This is a genomic window from Blastococcus sp. DSM 46786 (genome assembly GCF_900109665.1).
GTDB lineage: Bacteria > Actinomycetota > Actinomycetes > Mycobacteriales > Geodermatophilaceae > Blastococcus > Blastococcus carthaginiensis.
On the sequence record NZ_FOAO01000013.1, the window covers coordinates 77,997 to 91,354 of the forward strand.

The 13,358-nt window shown below is 72.0% G+C and carries 13 protein-coding genes; 4 read left to right on the top strand and 9 right to left on the bottom strand.

Annotated features, from left to right (window positions below; translation table 11 throughout):
• Positions 1 to 178: 178 nt before the first annotated feature.
• From asnB to BMW62_RS13265, 3 genes are read right to left on the bottom strand one after another with little or no spacing between them, the layout of a single operon-like run.
• The gene (asnB, locus tag BMW62_RS13255) at positions 179 to 2,110 is read right to left on the bottom strand and encodes an asparagine synthase (glutamine-hydrolyzing) (protein WP_091931330.1); all 1,932 of its coding nucleotides are present in this window, start codon (positions 2,108 to 2,110) and stop codon (positions 179 to 181) included.
• Positions 2,111 to 2,152: 42 nt separating this feature from the next.
• Complete coding sequence (locus BMW62_RS13260; protein ID WP_091931331.1) at positions 2,153 to 2,509, bottom strand: DUF3817 domain-containing protein; 357 nt, start codon at positions 2,507 to 2,509, stop codon at positions 2,153 to 2,155.
• On the bottom strand, positions 2,499 to 2,864 hold the full coding sequence (locus BMW62_RS13265) for a metalloprotease (protein ID WP_091931332.1): 366 nt from the start codon (positions 2,862 to 2,864) through the stop codon (positions 2,499 to 2,501). The genes BMW62_RS13260 and BMW62_RS13265 overlap by 11 nt, the downstream gene beginning before the upstream one ends.
• A gap of 291 nt (positions 2,865 to 3,155) precedes the next feature.
• Here BMW62_RS13265 and coxB point away from each other — a divergent pair, with 291 nt between their 5' ends.
• Both coxB and BMW62_RS13275 read left to right on the top strand, forming a co-directional pair.
• Entirely contained in the window at positions 3,156 to 4,055 is a 900-nt protein-coding gene (gene coxB, locus BMW62_RS13270) for an aa3-type cytochrome oxidase subunit II (RefSeq protein WP_091931333.1), read from the top strand.
• 51 nt (positions 4,056 to 4,106) lie between these two features.
• Positions 4,107 to 4,511, top strand: a complete 405-nt coding sequence (locus BMW62_RS13275) for a cytochrome c oxidase subunit 4 (RefSeq protein ID WP_091931334.1) — start codon at positions 4,107 to 4,109, stop codon at positions 4,509 to 4,511.
• Between the two features lie 728 nt (positions 4,512 to 5,239).
• On the opposite strand, the gene BMW62_RS13280 is transcribed toward BMW62_RS13275, so the two are convergent.
• The 4 genes from BMW62_RS13280 to BMW62_RS13295 all read right to left on the bottom strand — a co-directional run bounded on the left by BMW62_RS13280 (position 5,240) and on the right by BMW62_RS13295 (position 9,584).
• Positions 5,240 to 6,925, bottom strand: coding sequence for a cytochrome bc1 complex cytochrome b subunit (locus BMW62_RS13280; RefSeq protein WP_091931335.1), 1,686 nt, complete (start codon positions 6,923 to 6,925; stop codon positions 5,240 to 5,242).
• Positions 6,925 to 8,037, bottom strand: coding sequence for a cytochrome bc1 complex Rieske iron-sulfur subunit (locus BMW62_RS13285; RefSeq protein WP_091931336.1), 1,113 nt, complete (start codon positions 8,035 to 8,037; stop codon positions 6,925 to 6,927). The genes BMW62_RS13280 and BMW62_RS13285 overlap by 1 nt, the downstream gene beginning before the upstream one ends.
• Before the next feature lie 73 nt (positions 8,038 to 8,110).
• A complete protein-coding gene (locus BMW62_RS23490) occupies positions 8,111 to 8,953 on the bottom strand; it encodes a cytochrome bc1 complex diheme cytochrome c subunit (protein ID WP_091931337.1) in 843 nt (280 codons plus the stop codon).
• 7 nt (positions 8,954 to 8,960) lie between these two features.
• Positions 8,961 to 9,584, bottom strand: a complete 624-nt coding sequence (locus BMW62_RS13295; RefSeq protein ID WP_244524021.1) for an aa3-type cytochrome oxidase subunit III — start codon at positions 9,582 to 9,584, stop codon at positions 8,961 to 8,963.
• Positions 9,585 to 9,707: 123 nt separating this feature from the next.
• Between BMW62_RS13295 and BMW62_RS13300 the strand changes: the two genes are divergently transcribed.
• Positions 9,708 to 10,136, top strand: a complete 429-nt coding sequence (locus BMW62_RS13300; protein ID WP_170852367.1) for a helix-turn-helix domain-containing protein — start codon at positions 9,708 to 9,710, stop codon at positions 10,134 to 10,136.
• Entirely contained in the window at positions 10,133 to 11,194 is a 1,062-nt protein-coding gene (gene trpD, locus BMW62_RS13305; protein ID WP_244524022.1) for an anthranilate phosphoribosyltransferase, read from the top strand. The genes BMW62_RS13300 and trpD overlap by 4 nt, the downstream gene beginning before the upstream one ends.
• Before the next feature lie 57 nt (positions 11,195 to 11,251).
• Here the strand turns inward: trpD and BMW62_RS13310 are convergent, their stop codons facing one another.
• Both BMW62_RS13310 and BMW62_RS13315 read right to left on the bottom strand, forming a co-directional pair.
• Complete coding sequence (locus BMW62_RS13310) at positions 11,252 to 11,539, bottom strand: Lrp/AsnC family transcriptional regulator (protein WP_091931340.1); 288 nt, start codon at positions 11,537 to 11,539, stop codon at positions 11,252 to 11,254.
• The gene (locus tag BMW62_RS13315; RefSeq protein WP_091931341.1) at positions 11,536 to 13,317 is read right to left on the bottom strand and encodes a DEDD exonuclease domain-containing protein; all 1,782 of its coding nucleotides are present in this window, start codon (positions 13,315 to 13,317) and stop codon (positions 11,536 to 11,538) included. The genes BMW62_RS13310 and BMW62_RS13315 overlap by 4 nt, the downstream gene beginning before the upstream one ends.
• Between the last annotated feature and the right edge of the window lie 41 nt (positions 13,318 to 13,358).

The following is a 13,358-nucleotide window of genomic DNA, read 5'->3' on the forward strand; positions in this document are numbered from 1 at the left end:
GAGGGTCCGCGTAGGCGTGACGAAACGGCTCCGCGGACCAGGGGAACGGCACCTGGCCGCGGTGCGATCCGGAGGATCGCGGTGTCATGGCCCGGAGGGTCTCCGTGAGGAGTGACGAAACGGCTCCGCGGCCCTGGGGGACGGCACCTGGCCGCGGTGCGATCCGGGGGATCGCGAGTCAGAGCCGTACGGGGTAGACCGTCTCCGGGACGTCGGGGGTGATCCGCTGCTCCACGAAGATCCCGTGCCAGACCATGAAGACCAGCAGCGTCCACAACTTGCGGGAGTGGTCGACGGGTGAGCCGGCCCGCTGGTTCTGCCGGTGCGCGGTGAGCATGGCGAGGACCTGCTGCTTGTCCAGCCACTCCTCGGTCCCGCTGTCCTCGATGATCTGCCGGGCCCAGTCGTGGAGGTCCTCGGCCAGCCAGTGGCGCGTGGGGACCGGGAAGCCGAGCTTGCGGCGGTTCAGCACGTGCGGCGGCACGACCCGCTCGAGAGCGCGCCGCAGGGCGTGCTTCGTCGTCTCCTTGGTGACCCGCTGGCCGACCGGGATGGTCGAGGCCACCCGGAAGACCTCCGGGTCGAGGAACGGGACGCGCAGCTCCAGCGAGTTGGCCATCGTCATCTTGTCGGCCTTGACGAGGATGTCGCCGCGGAGCCAGGTGAAAAGGTCCACGTATTGCATCGCCGTCACGTCGTCGTAGCCGGCCGCGCGGGTGCGCTCGTACAGCTCGCGGGTGACGGCGACGTGCGACAGGTCCGGGTCGCGCTTCTCGAGGAAGGTCAGCTCCTCGTCCCGGAAGATGCGCGCGTTGCCGTAGTAGCGCTGCTCCAGCGGGATCGAGCCGCGCCGCAGCAGGTCCTTGCCGCGCATTCCGTCGGGCAGCTTGGTGGACAGCGTGCCGAGAGCGCGCCGGATGCCTCCGGGCAGCTTGTCGAAGGCGGCGAGGGACAGCGGCTCCCGGTAGATGTTGTAGCCGCCGAACAGCTCGTCGGCGCCCTCGCCGGAGAGCACCACCTTGACGTGCTTGCGCGCCTCGCGGGCCACGAAGTACAGCGGCACGAGCGCCGGGTCGGCGACCGGGTCGTCGAGGTACCAGACGACCAGCGGGATCGACTCCGCGAACTCCTCGGGCGTGACGACCTTGGTGATGTGCTCGACCCCGATCGCGGCCGCGGACTCGGCGGCGACGTCGATCTCGGAGAAGCCGTGCCGCTCGAAGCCGACGGTGAAGGTCCGGAGGTCGGGGTTGTAGCGCTTGGCGAGCGCCGCGATGGCCGTGGAATCGATGCCACCGGAGAGGAAGGAGCCGACGGTGACGTCGGCCCGCATGTGCACCCGCACGGAGTCGTCCAGCACCTCGGCGATCCGGTCGTAGAGCGCCTGCTGCTCGTCCTTCGCCACCGGCCGGATCGGGAAGGAGGGGTGGAAGTAGCGCTCGGTGGACAGCTCGCCGTCGACGACGCGGAAGCGGGTGCCGCTCTCGATGCGCCGGATGCCCCGGTGCAGCGTCGCCGGCTCCGGCACGTACTGCAGGGTCAGGTAGTGCTGCAGCGAGGCCGGGTCGACGCCGCCGGCCGCCGTGCTGCCGCCCAGCATCTCCAGCAGCGCCTTCTTCTCGGAGGAGAAGGCGATCGCGCCGTCGGCCAGGCGGGTGGTGAACAGCGGCTTGATCCCGAAGGGGTCCCGGGCGCCGAACACGGTGCGGGTCTCGCTGTCCCAGATGACGAAGGCGAACATGCCCCGCAGCCGGTCGACGATCTCCTCGCCCCACAGGTGGTAGCCGGCGACGATCGCCTCGGTGTCGCCCTCGGTGGCGAAGGTCGCACCGGCCGCCGCGAGCTCCTGGCGCAGCTCGACGTAGTTGTAGATCTCACCGTTGAAGACGATCCGGTAGCGGCCGTCGGCGTAGGGCATCGGCTGGTGGCTGTGCTCGATGTCGATGAAGGCCAGCCGGTTGAAGCCGTAGACGACGCGGTCGTCGTGCCAGACCTCGTTCTCGTCCGGGCCGCGGTGCCGCAGGCAGTGCAGCGCGTCGCGGACGTCGGACACGACGCCGTCGGTCACGCGTGGGGCGTCGGTCGAGAAGTAGGCGAGCAGGCCACACATGGGGCGGGGGACTCCGGGGGTCGGGGGGTGGGGCCAGGGAGGTCAGACGCGCTCGCCGGCGCGGGTCTTCGCGGTCGCCTTCCGCTCGGCGTAGAAGGAGAGCACCGGGACGGTGCCGGCGACCAGCGTCAGGACGGTGCCCTGGAGCGTCCACCGGGCGCGCAGCGCGAGGTCGACCGTCGCCAGCAGGAACAGGCCGTACAGGAAGCCGTGCGCGGTGCCGAGCACGGTGGCCGGCTCCGGGACGTGCCAGATGTACTCGAGCGGGACGGCGACGAAGAACAGCGCGACGAGCAGCACACCGACGACCAGTGCCATGGCCCGGTACCGCTGCAGGGCGGCGCCCACGCTGCGGTCGTCGCCCCGGCCGGTGGGGGTCGCGGTCCGTTCAGCGGCCATCAGTGCTCCGTTGTCCCAGGGCCCGCTCGTTGAGCTCGGCGAGGTAGGCGTTGTAGGCGGCGAGCTCCGGGTCGCCGCTGGCGTCGATCCGCGGCCGCTGGTACAGCACCACCGCGTTGCCCGGCTGGTCGTCGTCGGGGGAGCGGTGCAGCTCGACGCGCACCATCCGGACGTAGAACCACAGGCCCATGAAGCCGTAGAGCGGCCACTGCAGGGCGTAGCTCCAGTTCACCGCGCCGCCGCCGGCCTCGGCCTTCGACAGCTGCCAGTGGCCGAGGAAGAACGTGGCGACGAACAAGGCCGCCACGAGCAGGTGCAGGAGCACCCACTTCGGGGTCAGCAGCCGGGAGAACACGGCACCGACTCTAACCGTCCCGTCCGCGCCGGCGGCCGGGACGGCGGGCGTGCCGCGGCGGGTGGGCGCCGGCGCCCGCGGCGGGGGTCGGCGCAGGCCGCCCCAACATCCCGGCACCGTGGGCCCTCCCGCTGCGACCCGCCCGGACGTCTCCGGTGGTCAGCCCCTGAGGCGGGTCGGCTAGTCTCGGCCCACACTGAGTTCGGCGTGGTTCCAGTCTGCCGAGAACCGGTGGAGATCCGTTGCAATGACCGCCCGGGAGCCGGGCGGAGGACGAGGAGGCAGCGAGCAGTGGCTCGAGGCAGCAGGCTCGCGCGGCTGGCCGCGCTCGGTCTCCTGGGGGCGCTGACCCTCACCGGATGCGAGCTCGGCGAGGCCGAATGGTGGGAGCGCAACTTCGTCCGGTGGGGATGGCCCGAGGGCATCACCGACGAGGCCGAGGCGATGCAGAGCCTGTGGATCGGCTCCACCTACGCGGCGCTGATCATCGGCGCGGCGGTCTGGGCGCTCATCGCCTGGACGGTGATCCGGCACCGCAAGAAGGGTGACGAGCTGCCGCGGCAGACGGCGTACAACCTGCCGCTGGAGATCGTCTACACGATCCTGCCGTTCATCATCATCGCCGGCCTCTTCTTCTTCACGATCAACACGCAGAACCAGGTGCGGCAGATCAGCGAGGACCCCGACGAGGTCATCGCCGTCAACGCCTTCAAGTGGAACTGGCAGTTCGTGTACCCCGAGACCGCGGGCCCCGACGGCGAGCCGGTCGACACCGTGGGCACGAGCACCGAGATCCCCATCCTCGTCGTGCCGACCGACCGCACCCTCCGGTTCGAGCTGGCCTCCGCCGACGTCATCCACTCCTTCTGGGTGCCGGAGTTCCTCTTCAAGCTCGATGTGATCCCGGGCAACGAGAACGGCCGCGACAACGTCTTCGAGGTGACCGTCCGCGAGGAGGGCGCCTACGTCGGCCGCTGCGCCGAGCTGTGCGGCACGTACCACGCCTACATGAACTTCGAGGTCCGTGCGGTCACCGGCGAGGAGTACGACGACTACCTGGCCGCCCGGGAGTCCGGGCTGGGCACGTACGAGGCGCTCGAGGAGATCGGGCAGCCGGGCGAGGCCAGCACCACGACCCCGCTGGACCTGGTCCTGGACAAGGTCGAGGACCTTCAGCAGACCGGTGACTGAGGTCTCCGCTCCCGGTAACCGGATCCCCCACATGCTCGAGGAGGCGCGGCCGTGAAGGTCGAGGCACTGATCTTCAATCTCATCGCGGTGTTCTGCTTCGTCTGCGCGATCGTCTACGGCTTCTGGGCCCGGGAGCCCATCGGCACCACGGCGCTGGCTCTCTCGGGTGGGCTCACCATCCTCATCGGTGGGTTCTTCTGGTTCGTCTCCCGCCGGATCGACCCCCGCCCCGAGGACCGCAAGGACGCCGAGATCGCCGACGGGGCCGGCGAGCTGGGCTTCTTCAGCCCGGCGAGCTACTGGCCGTTCACCCTCGCGCTGACCGCCGCCCTCATGGGGCTGGGCATCGCGTTCTGGTACCTCTGGCTGATCGCCATCGCCACGGTCGCGATCCTGATCGCCGTCGGCGGGCTGCTGTTCGAGTACTACGTGGGGCAGAACGCCCAGCAGAGCTGAGCCCCGGCACCACGCTCCGGATCCACGGAAGGCCCCCTCCGCCGCCAGGCGGAGGGGGCCTTCCGTCGTCCCGGGGACCTGCCCGGGCTCCGGGTGCGGACGGGCCGCAGCCCGCGGATGAACACGGGCGGCCTCGCGGGGATCATGGACGGCGGCCCGATCCACCCAGGCGCCACGGTCCCCACGTCCTGTCCGGCGCGATGCGGGCCCGGGGACCGGAAGACGGGCTCGCGGGCATCGACGCAGCCCGTGGCACCGTGTCACGGCGGGCGCATGCGCTCCGTGGCCGAGGCGGCACCAGCCGGGCAGGCCGCGCCGGCCGGGCCGCGGCGGGGGTGGCGGCGAGGAGCGCGAGGTGCAGGAGCGGCCTCAGCAGGTCGCCGACGAGCCCGGTGGACCGGGGGAGGGCTCGTCAGCGCCGCCGTGCCGGCTCGACGTCGTCGCGGCGCAGTGGCTGCCCGGAGGTGAGGGCTTCGGACGGGCTCCGGGGAGCGGGCTCCACCACGGGGGAGCGGGGCGGCTCGGTGCTGCACCACCGATGAGGGCCCCGGGCGGCCCCGCAGCCGTTCGGGCCGGCGACCGGACCGGCCAGGTGCCAGGGTCCCCGCGCCGCCCGCGGGAGCGCCGCAGGCCCCGCGGTCTCGCCGACGAGCCGGTGCGGTGGAACGGTCGGAGATGCAGAGGGGCCCCGGTGGATGTTCCACCGGGGCCCCTCTGTCAGGCGTCGATCAGTCGCGCGGGTCCTGCGGGCGACCACCGTCGGACGGACGGCCACCCTCGGAGGGACGACCGGAGGTCGTCAGCTCCCGGTCCGACTCGCCGGCGGAGAGCCCGCGGCCTTCCGCGCGCTGGTCGATCTCGACCGCGGTCGGCTCCTCCACGGGGGAGAAGAAGCCGCGGATCGCGCGTCGTGCAGCACCGACCTGGTTCATCTTCTTGGGCACCGGAGCACCGCCGTAGGCGAGCTGGCCGTGACCGTGCTCGTCCACCGGGCCGATCGGCTGGTGGACCTCGATGAACTCGCCGTGCGGCAGGCGCCGGATCACACCGGTCTCGATGCCGTGCTCGAGCACCTCCCGGTCGTGCTGCTGGAGACCCAGGCAGATCCGGTAGGTGATCACGTAGGCGATCGGCGGGAGCAAGACCAGCCCGATACGTCCGGCCCACGTCATCGCGTTGAGGCTGATGTCGAACTTGTCCGCGACGACGTCGTTGCCACCGGAGATCAGCAGCACCAGGTAGAAGGCGATCGCCATCATGCCGAGCGACGTCCGCACCGGGACGTCCCGCGGCCGCTGGAGCAGGTGGTGCGACACCGTGTCGCCGGTCAGCTTGCGCTCGATCACCGGATACAGCAGCAGCAGGGTGAACAGGATCCCCGGCAGGACGAGAGTCGGCCAGAACAGTGCCGGAATCGTGTAATCACCGGGGAGGTTGATGTCCCACGCGGGGAAGAGCCGCGTCGACCCGTCGAGGAACATCACGTACCAGTCGGGCTGGGACGCGGCCGAGACCATCGCCGGGTTGTACGGGCCCCACAGCCACACCGGGTTGATCTGCACGAGACCACCCAGGGCGGCGCACACACCGAAGACCACGAACAGCAGGCCGGTGGCCTTCCCCGCGAAGGTCGGGAAGAGCCGGTTGCCGACCACGTTGTGCTCGGTGCGACCCGGGCCGGGGAACTGCGTGTGCTTCTGCTTCACCAGGATGAGCAGGTGCGCCGCGATCAGCGCCAGCAGGATCGCCGGGATGAGCAGCACGTGGACGATGTAGAAGCGGCCGATGATCTCCGTGCCCACGAAGTCGCCGTTGAACACCGCCCAGTGCGCCCACGTCCCGATGACCGGGATAGCCAGGATGATGGCGCTGATGATGCGCAGCCCGGTTCCCGACAGCAGGTCGTCGGGGAGCGTGTACCCGGTCGCACCCTCGAGGAGCGCCAGGATCAGCAGGACGACGCCGATGATCCAGTTCGTCTCTCGGGGGCGCCGGAACGCGCCGGTGAAGAAGATGCGCAGCAGGTGCACGACGATCGAGGCCACGAACAGCAGTGCGGCCCAGTGGTGCAGCTGGCGCATGAAGAGCCCGCCGCGGACGTCGAAGGAGATGTCCAGCGTCGAGGCGTAGGCGATCGACATCTCCTGGCCGCGGAGCGGGTCGTAGGACCCGTCGTAGATGATCTCGGTCATCGACGCCTGGAAGAAGAACGTGAGGTAGGTGCCCGACAGCAGCAGGATGATGAAGCAGTAGAGGGCGATCTCCCCGAGCAGGAACGACCAGTGGTCGGGGAAGACCTTGTTGAGCGTGCGGCGGACGGGCCCGGCGACGATCAGACGGTCGTCGATCTCGTACCCGGCCTTGCCGAGCTTCGTGGTCGGGGCGCCCGGCGCCGTGGCGGTGCGAGCTGCCATCAGATGCGCTCCCGGTTCCAGTAGGTCGGGCCGACAGCCTCAATGTAGTCACTGCGGGCGACGAAGAAGCCTTCGTCGTCGACCGTGATGGGGAGCTGCGGCAGCGAGCGGGTGGCGGGGCCGAAGATCGGCTTGGCGCCCTGTGTGACGTCGAACTGCGACTGGTGGCAGGGGCAGAGCAGCCGGCTGGTCTCCTGCTCGTAGAGCGACACCGGGCAGCCGGCGTGGGTGCAGATCTTCGAGTAGGCGACGTAGTCGCCGTAGGAGAAGTCCGCCTGGCCCTCGCGGGGCTCGTCCTGCAGCACCTGCTCGGGCCGGAGCCGGATGAGCATGGTGGCGGCGTCGGACTCGAAGTTGCCACCGGGGACGGCCGGGAAGACCGTCTCCAGCGAGCCGGGCTCCTGGTCGCCAGGGCGGACGGGGCTGCCGTCGATGCGCACGAGGCGGACGCCTTCGGCCCACGACGTGCGACCCAGCGGGTTGCCCGTGTTCGGGTTCTTGATCAGGCCGCCGAGCGGAGCGAGCAGCATGACGCCGACGCCGACGCCCATGAAGCCCAGCGATCGGGTGATCAGCTTGCGCCGGGGGAGACCACTGTTGTGGTAGCCACCGACCAGCGTGGCGCCGGTGGTGACGCGGTCGAAGTGCGAGCCGTCGTGCTTGTCCTGCACCGCGGTCTCGTGGGGGAGGAGCTTCTTCGTGTAGAGCACCAAGCCCGCGCCGACCAGGGCGAGGGAGAGCCCCATGAACAGGCCGAGGAGCGGGGTGAAGAGCGCGCTCCAGGCCGTGCCCTCCTCGGCCCAGGACCACTCGGGCAGGAACCAGCCCGAGCCGACGTAGACGACGAGGAACAGGAAGGCGAAGACGCCGGCGAGGGCGAAGGTCCAGCCGACCTGGCGCACCGCCCGCTTCTCCGTGGCCGAGCCCGGCTCCGGGCCCGGGTCGACGTGGAGGATCTCCACGCCGTCGTACCGGGCCCCGAGGAGGTCGAGCTCCTCGCGGCGCATGGCCGCGAGCTGTTCGGGGGTGTAGTCCTCGTCCGGGCCGCCGTGCAGCGGGCCGGGGGTGGCCTCGCCGCCGGTGGAGCCTGGGCGGGTCTCGCGGGTGCTCACGCTTCCTCCTCGCCGGCGGTCGTGATCCGTGACCGCGCAGCTGCCGTGTCCTTCGATGAAGCCGCGAGCGTGCTCACGCCTTGCTCCCCATCCAGAAGATGCCGAACATCATGGCGCTGATGCCGACGACCCAGATGACCAGGCCTTCGGCGACCGGGCCCATGCGGCCGATGCCGGCGCCGCCCGGGTCGGCCATGTCGTCGATCGTCTGGACGTAGAGGATGATCGAGCGCTTCTCCTCCGGGGTGAGCTGGTTGTCGCCGAAGACGGGCATGTTCTCCGGGCCGGACAGCATCGCGGTGTAGATCTCGAGGTCGCTGGAGCTCTCCAGGCTCGGCGCCGCCTTGCCGGAGGAGAGCGCGCCACCCTGCCCGACGAAGTTGTGGCAGGACGCGCAGTTCAGCCGGAAGAGCTCGCCGCCCTCGGCCAGGTCACCCTCGCGCAGGTCGCCCGACGGGAGGGTCGGCCCGCCGCCGTTGGCCTGCACGTAGGCCATGAGCTGGTCGATCTCCTCGTCGGAGAAGACGGCCGGCTTGTCGGGGGCGTCGGCCTCCTGGCGGACCAGCGGCATGCGACCGGTGTGCACCTGGAAGTAGACCGAGGCCTCCCCGACACCGATCAGCGACGGGCCGCGGTTGGGCACGCCCTCGAGGTTCTCGCCGTGGCAGGAGATGCAGCTGCGCTCGTAGAGCTCGCGCCCGGCCGCCTCGGCCGCCGACTCGCTCGTACCCTCGTCGGCCGCCTGCGCGGGGGCGATCACCGAGTACAGGGAGCCGGTGAGGACGAGCGAGGCCATGAGGCCCGCGACGTTGGCGAGCCGCCGGCGGTGCTTGGATCGGCGGCGTGCGCGCGCCCGGTCGACCGGCGTGCCGGCGTCGGCGAGCGGTGCGTCGGACTGCGGGTTCGTGGTGGACACCGGTTCCCTAGCGGATCAGGTAGATCGTGGCGAAGAGCCCGACCCACACGACGTCGACGAAGTGCCAGTAGTAGGAGACCACGATGGCCGAGGTCGCCTGCGCCGGCGTGAAGCGGCCCATGGTGGACCGGATGAGCACGTAGATGAAGGCGATGAGGCCACCGATGACGTGCAGGGCGTGGAAGCCCGTCGTGAGGTAGAAGACGGAACCGTACGTCGACGAGGCGATCGTCGTCCCGTGGTCGACGACCAGCACGCGGTACTCGTTCGCCTGGGCCAGCACGAAGACCAGGCCCATTACGAAGGTGATCGTGAACCAGCGGCGGAGGCCGTAGACGTTGCCGTTCTCCGCCGCGAAGACGCCGAACTGGCAGGTGACCGACGAGAGCACCAGGACCACGGTGAAGAACGTGGCGTAGGGCAGGTTCAGCTCGGTCGGCTCCGGCGGCCACCCCTCGGTGGCCCGGGCTCGCGCGGTGAAGTACATGGCGAACAGCCCGGCGAAGAACATCAGCTCGCTGGCGAGCCAGATGATCGTGCCGACGCTGACCATGTTCGGTCGGGTCAGGGAGTGCACCCGCGAGGTGTCGAAGGTGCTGCTCGCGACGGGGGCCGTTGTCACGGGGGTCATCATGGCATCGGCAGGGCGCCGTCACGACTGCGGGTGGTGACGGCGTGGCGTCGTCGTGATCAGGTCGATACCGACGCACCGGCCCGGCCTGCACGGATGCATCCGGGCACTAGGCTCGGCGGCGTGAGTGCTGCCGAGAAGCCCGCCGCGCCGGCCACCGTGCTGCTCTACAGCCACCGCCCCGAGGTCCGCGATGCGGTGCGCGCGGCGGTCGGGCGGCAGCCGGCTCCCGACGTGGGCCCGCTGAGCTGGCTGGAGTGCTCGACGGGCGACGAGGTGGTGGCCGCGGTCGACGCCGGCGGGATCGACCTGTGCGTCCTCGACGGCGAGGCGCAGCCCACCGGTGGGATGGCGCTCGCCCGGCAGTTGGAGGTGGAGGTCTCCGACCGGCCGGTGGTGTGCCTGCTCGTCGCCCGGCAGTCCGACCGCTGGCTGGCGCACTGGTCCCGCGCGGAGGCGACGCTGGCCCTGCCGGTCGACCCGCTGGTCGCCCCCGGGGTGGTAGCCGAGCTGCTCCGCGCCCGCGCGGGCCGGCCCGCGGCGCGCCGGTGACGGCCCTGGGAACGCCGACGGCCGCGCCCACCTGGCCCGGGTTGCTCAACCGCCTGCTGGCCGGCCAGGACCTCACCGCCGAGGACACCCGCTGGGCGATGCGCGAGGTGATGACCGGCGAGGCGACCCCGGCCCAGGTGGCCGGCTTCACCGTGGCGCTGCGGGCCAAGGGGGAGGCCGCGCAGGAGGTGGCCGGGCTGGCCGCCGAGATGCTCGCCCGGGCCACGCCGGTCCGGCTGCCGATGGACTGCGTCGACATCGTCGGTACCGGCGGGGACGGCGCCCACACCGTCAACATCTCCACGATGGCCGCCGTGGTGACCGCCGCTGCGGGCGCCCCCGTGGCCAAGCACGGCAACCGGGCGGCGTCGTCGTCGTCGGGCGCCGCCGACGTCCTCGAGGCGCTCGGCGTGGTCATCGACCTGCCGGCCGACGCCGTGGCCACGTGCGTCCGCGAGGCCGGCATCGGGTTCTTCTTCGCGCCGGTGTTCCACCCCGGCATGCGGCACGCGGCCGCCCCGCGCCGGGAGATGGGCATCGGCACGGTGTTCAACTTCCTCGGCCCGCTGACCAACCCGGCGCGCCCGGTGGCGGCGGCGATCGGTTGCGCCAACGCGCGCATGGCCCCGGTGCTCGCCGAGGTGCTCGCCGCCCGGGGGACGCGGGCGCTGGTGTTCCGCGGCGACGACGGGCTCGACGAGCTGACGACCGCCACCACGTCGTCGGTCTGGGTGGTCCGCGACGGCGAGGTGACGCCCGACCGCGTCGACCCCGGCGCGCTCGGCATCGAGGCGCCCGCGCCGGACGCCCTGCGCGGCGGCGACGCCCGGGTCAACGCCGAGGTGTTCCGGCGATTCGTGGACGGCGAGCGCGGGCCGGTGCGCGACGCCGTGCTGCTCAACTCGGCCGCTGCGCTGGCCACGTTCGACGAGCGGCCCGCGCGGCTGCACGACGGCCTCGCCGCCGGGCTGGAGCGGGCGGCCGCGGCGGTCGACGACGGGCGCGCGGCGGCGCTGCTCGACCGGTGGATCGGTGTGAGCCGCGCCGCCCGCGGTTAGGCCTCGTCCCGAGGCTGCCCCGAGTTCGCGAGGGGCGGGCGAGGACGGGGTGCTTCGTCAGGCGTCGGTGTCGAACCCGATGGAGAAGGCCGCCTCGAGGTCGTGCCGCGAGTACGCGCGGAAGGCGATGTGGGTGTCGGTGTCGACGACCCCCGGGACCTTGTTGATCCGGCCGGCGATCACCTCGGCGACCTGCTCGAACTCGCGGACGCGGACGATGGCGATCAGATCGGCCTCGCCGGCGACGGAGTAGACCTCGCTGACCCCGTCGAGCTCGGCGACGGCCTGCGCGACCTCGGCGATCGAGTCGGTGGCGGCGTCGATCATCACGATGGCGGTGATCACGCCGGGGATGCTATCCGCTCGGGACGGGCGCGGGTGCCCAGCGACCGTCCGTCGGCGAAGGGATCGCTCGCGTCGCGCCCGGCCTCCACGCGCGCCAGGAAACCGCTGTAGGCCCCCGTGCCGGGCGCCGCGCAGGCCAGGGTGCCGGTGAGCTGCACCAGCCGGGTGCCGGGCTTCTCCAGCCAGCGCAGGACGAGTTCGGTCTCGTCGACCGTCGTGGGGTGCTCGGCGTCGGTGCCGGGCACGGTCTCCGCGGTCGCCAGCAGACCGGACAGCACGCTGCGGACGGTGCTGTCGCGCGGCGCGTTCCCGGCGGCGGCGAGGCGCCCGTACCGGACGACGGAGAGCTCCCAGCCGCCCTCGCCGTCGGGCCGGGCGAGCACGAGCTCGGGGACGGCGGCCAGCGACGCCAGCCGTTGCCGCCGCCGGACGGCCCGCACGAGCACGGCCACCCGGTCGCGCAGCACGGCGGCGTCCTCGTAGCGCTCCTCGCCCGCCAGCCGGTCGACCCGCTCGAGCAGCGGCCCGAGCAGGGGGCGGGGGTCGTGGCCGACCGCCGCGGCGAAGACCGCCGCCACCCCGGCGTACTCGGGAACCGACTGGGCGCCGGTGCAGGGGGCGCCGCACCGCCCCATGTCGGCCAGCGCGCAGGCGTTGACCGGCGTGCGGGGCGACAACCGGGCGGTGCACTGCCGCAGCGGCAGCACCTCGTGGACGGCGGCCACGGCGGCGTCGGCGGCGCGGCGGTCGGGGAACGGCCCGAGGAACACCCCGGCGTCGGGACGGACCCGGCGCACCACCGACAGCCGGGGGAAGGGCTCCTCGGTGAGCCGGACCCACAGCGCCCGCTCGGGGAAGCGGGACCGGCGGTTGTACCGCGGCTTGTGTCGGGCGATCAGGCGCAGCTCGCGGACCGCCGCCTCCAGCGCGTGCGCGCAGGGGATGGCCTCCACGCGTTGCGCGAGCCCCACCATCTCGGTGATCCGGCTGCGCTGCTCGCCCGACGTGAAGTAGCTGCGGACCCGGCTGCGCAGGTCGCCGGAGGTGCCGACGTAGAGCGGTTCGTCCTTCGGGCCGCGGAAGAGGTAGACGCCGGGCCCGTGCGGCACGGCGTCGGCCAGGTGCCGCTTCCGCCGGCGCTCGGGATCGACCTGCCGGGTCAGCCCGGTCAGCTCCTCCAGGGTGGTGACGCCGAGCGGCCCGAGCCGCTCGAAGAGCCCGTGGAGCACGTCGACGGTGGCCCGAGCGTCGTCCAGGGCCCGGTGCGTGGGTGAGGTGGTGGCTGAGAAGTACGGGGCCAGGGTGGCCAGCTTGCAGTTGGGCACCTCGTCGCGGCTGAGCAGCCGACGGGCGAGGACGGCGGTGTCGACGGAGGCCGCCGCGGGCCACGCCATCCCGTTCTCGGCGCACGCCGCCCTGAGGAACCCGAGGTCGAACGGGGCGTTGTGCGCGACGAGGACCGCACCGCGGGCGAACTCGAGGAAGGCCGGGAGCACGGCGCCGATCCGCGGGGCCGTGGCGACCATCGTCGAGGTGATGCCGGTGAGCACGCTGATGTAGGGCGGGATCTCGTGCCCTGGGTCCACGAGCGTCTGGAACTCGCCGAGCACCTGGCCGCCGCGGACCCGGACGGCGCCGATCTCGGTGATCGCGCTGTCCTTCGGCGAGCCGCCGGTGGTCTCCAGGTCGACGACGACGAACGTCACCTGCGCCAGCGGCGTCCCGACGTCGGCGATGGAGACCTGCTCGTAGCGTGGCGGTGCTGGGGGAGGTGGCACGGGGCGGACGCTAGGTCGGGGTGCTGACACTCCGGGGGACG

Excerpts from the sequence above, each read along its gene's own strand:
- asnB (WP_091931330.1), bottom strand. The coding sequence starts at position 2,110 with ATGTGTGGCCTGCTCGCCTACTTCTCGACCGACGCCCCACGCGTGACC.
- BMW62_RS13260 (WP_091931331.1), bottom strand. The coding sequence starts at position 2,509 with ATGGCCGCTGAACGGACCGCGACCCCCACCGGCCGGGGCGACGACCGC.
- BMW62_RS13295 (WP_244524021.1), bottom strand. The coding sequence starts at position 9,584 with ATGACCCCCGTGACAACGGCCCCCGTCGCGAGCAGCACCTTCGACACC.
- BMW62_RS13280 (WP_091931335.1), bottom strand. The coding sequence starts at position 6,925 with ATGGCAGCTCGCACCGCCACGGCGCCGGGCGCCCCGACCACGAAGCTC.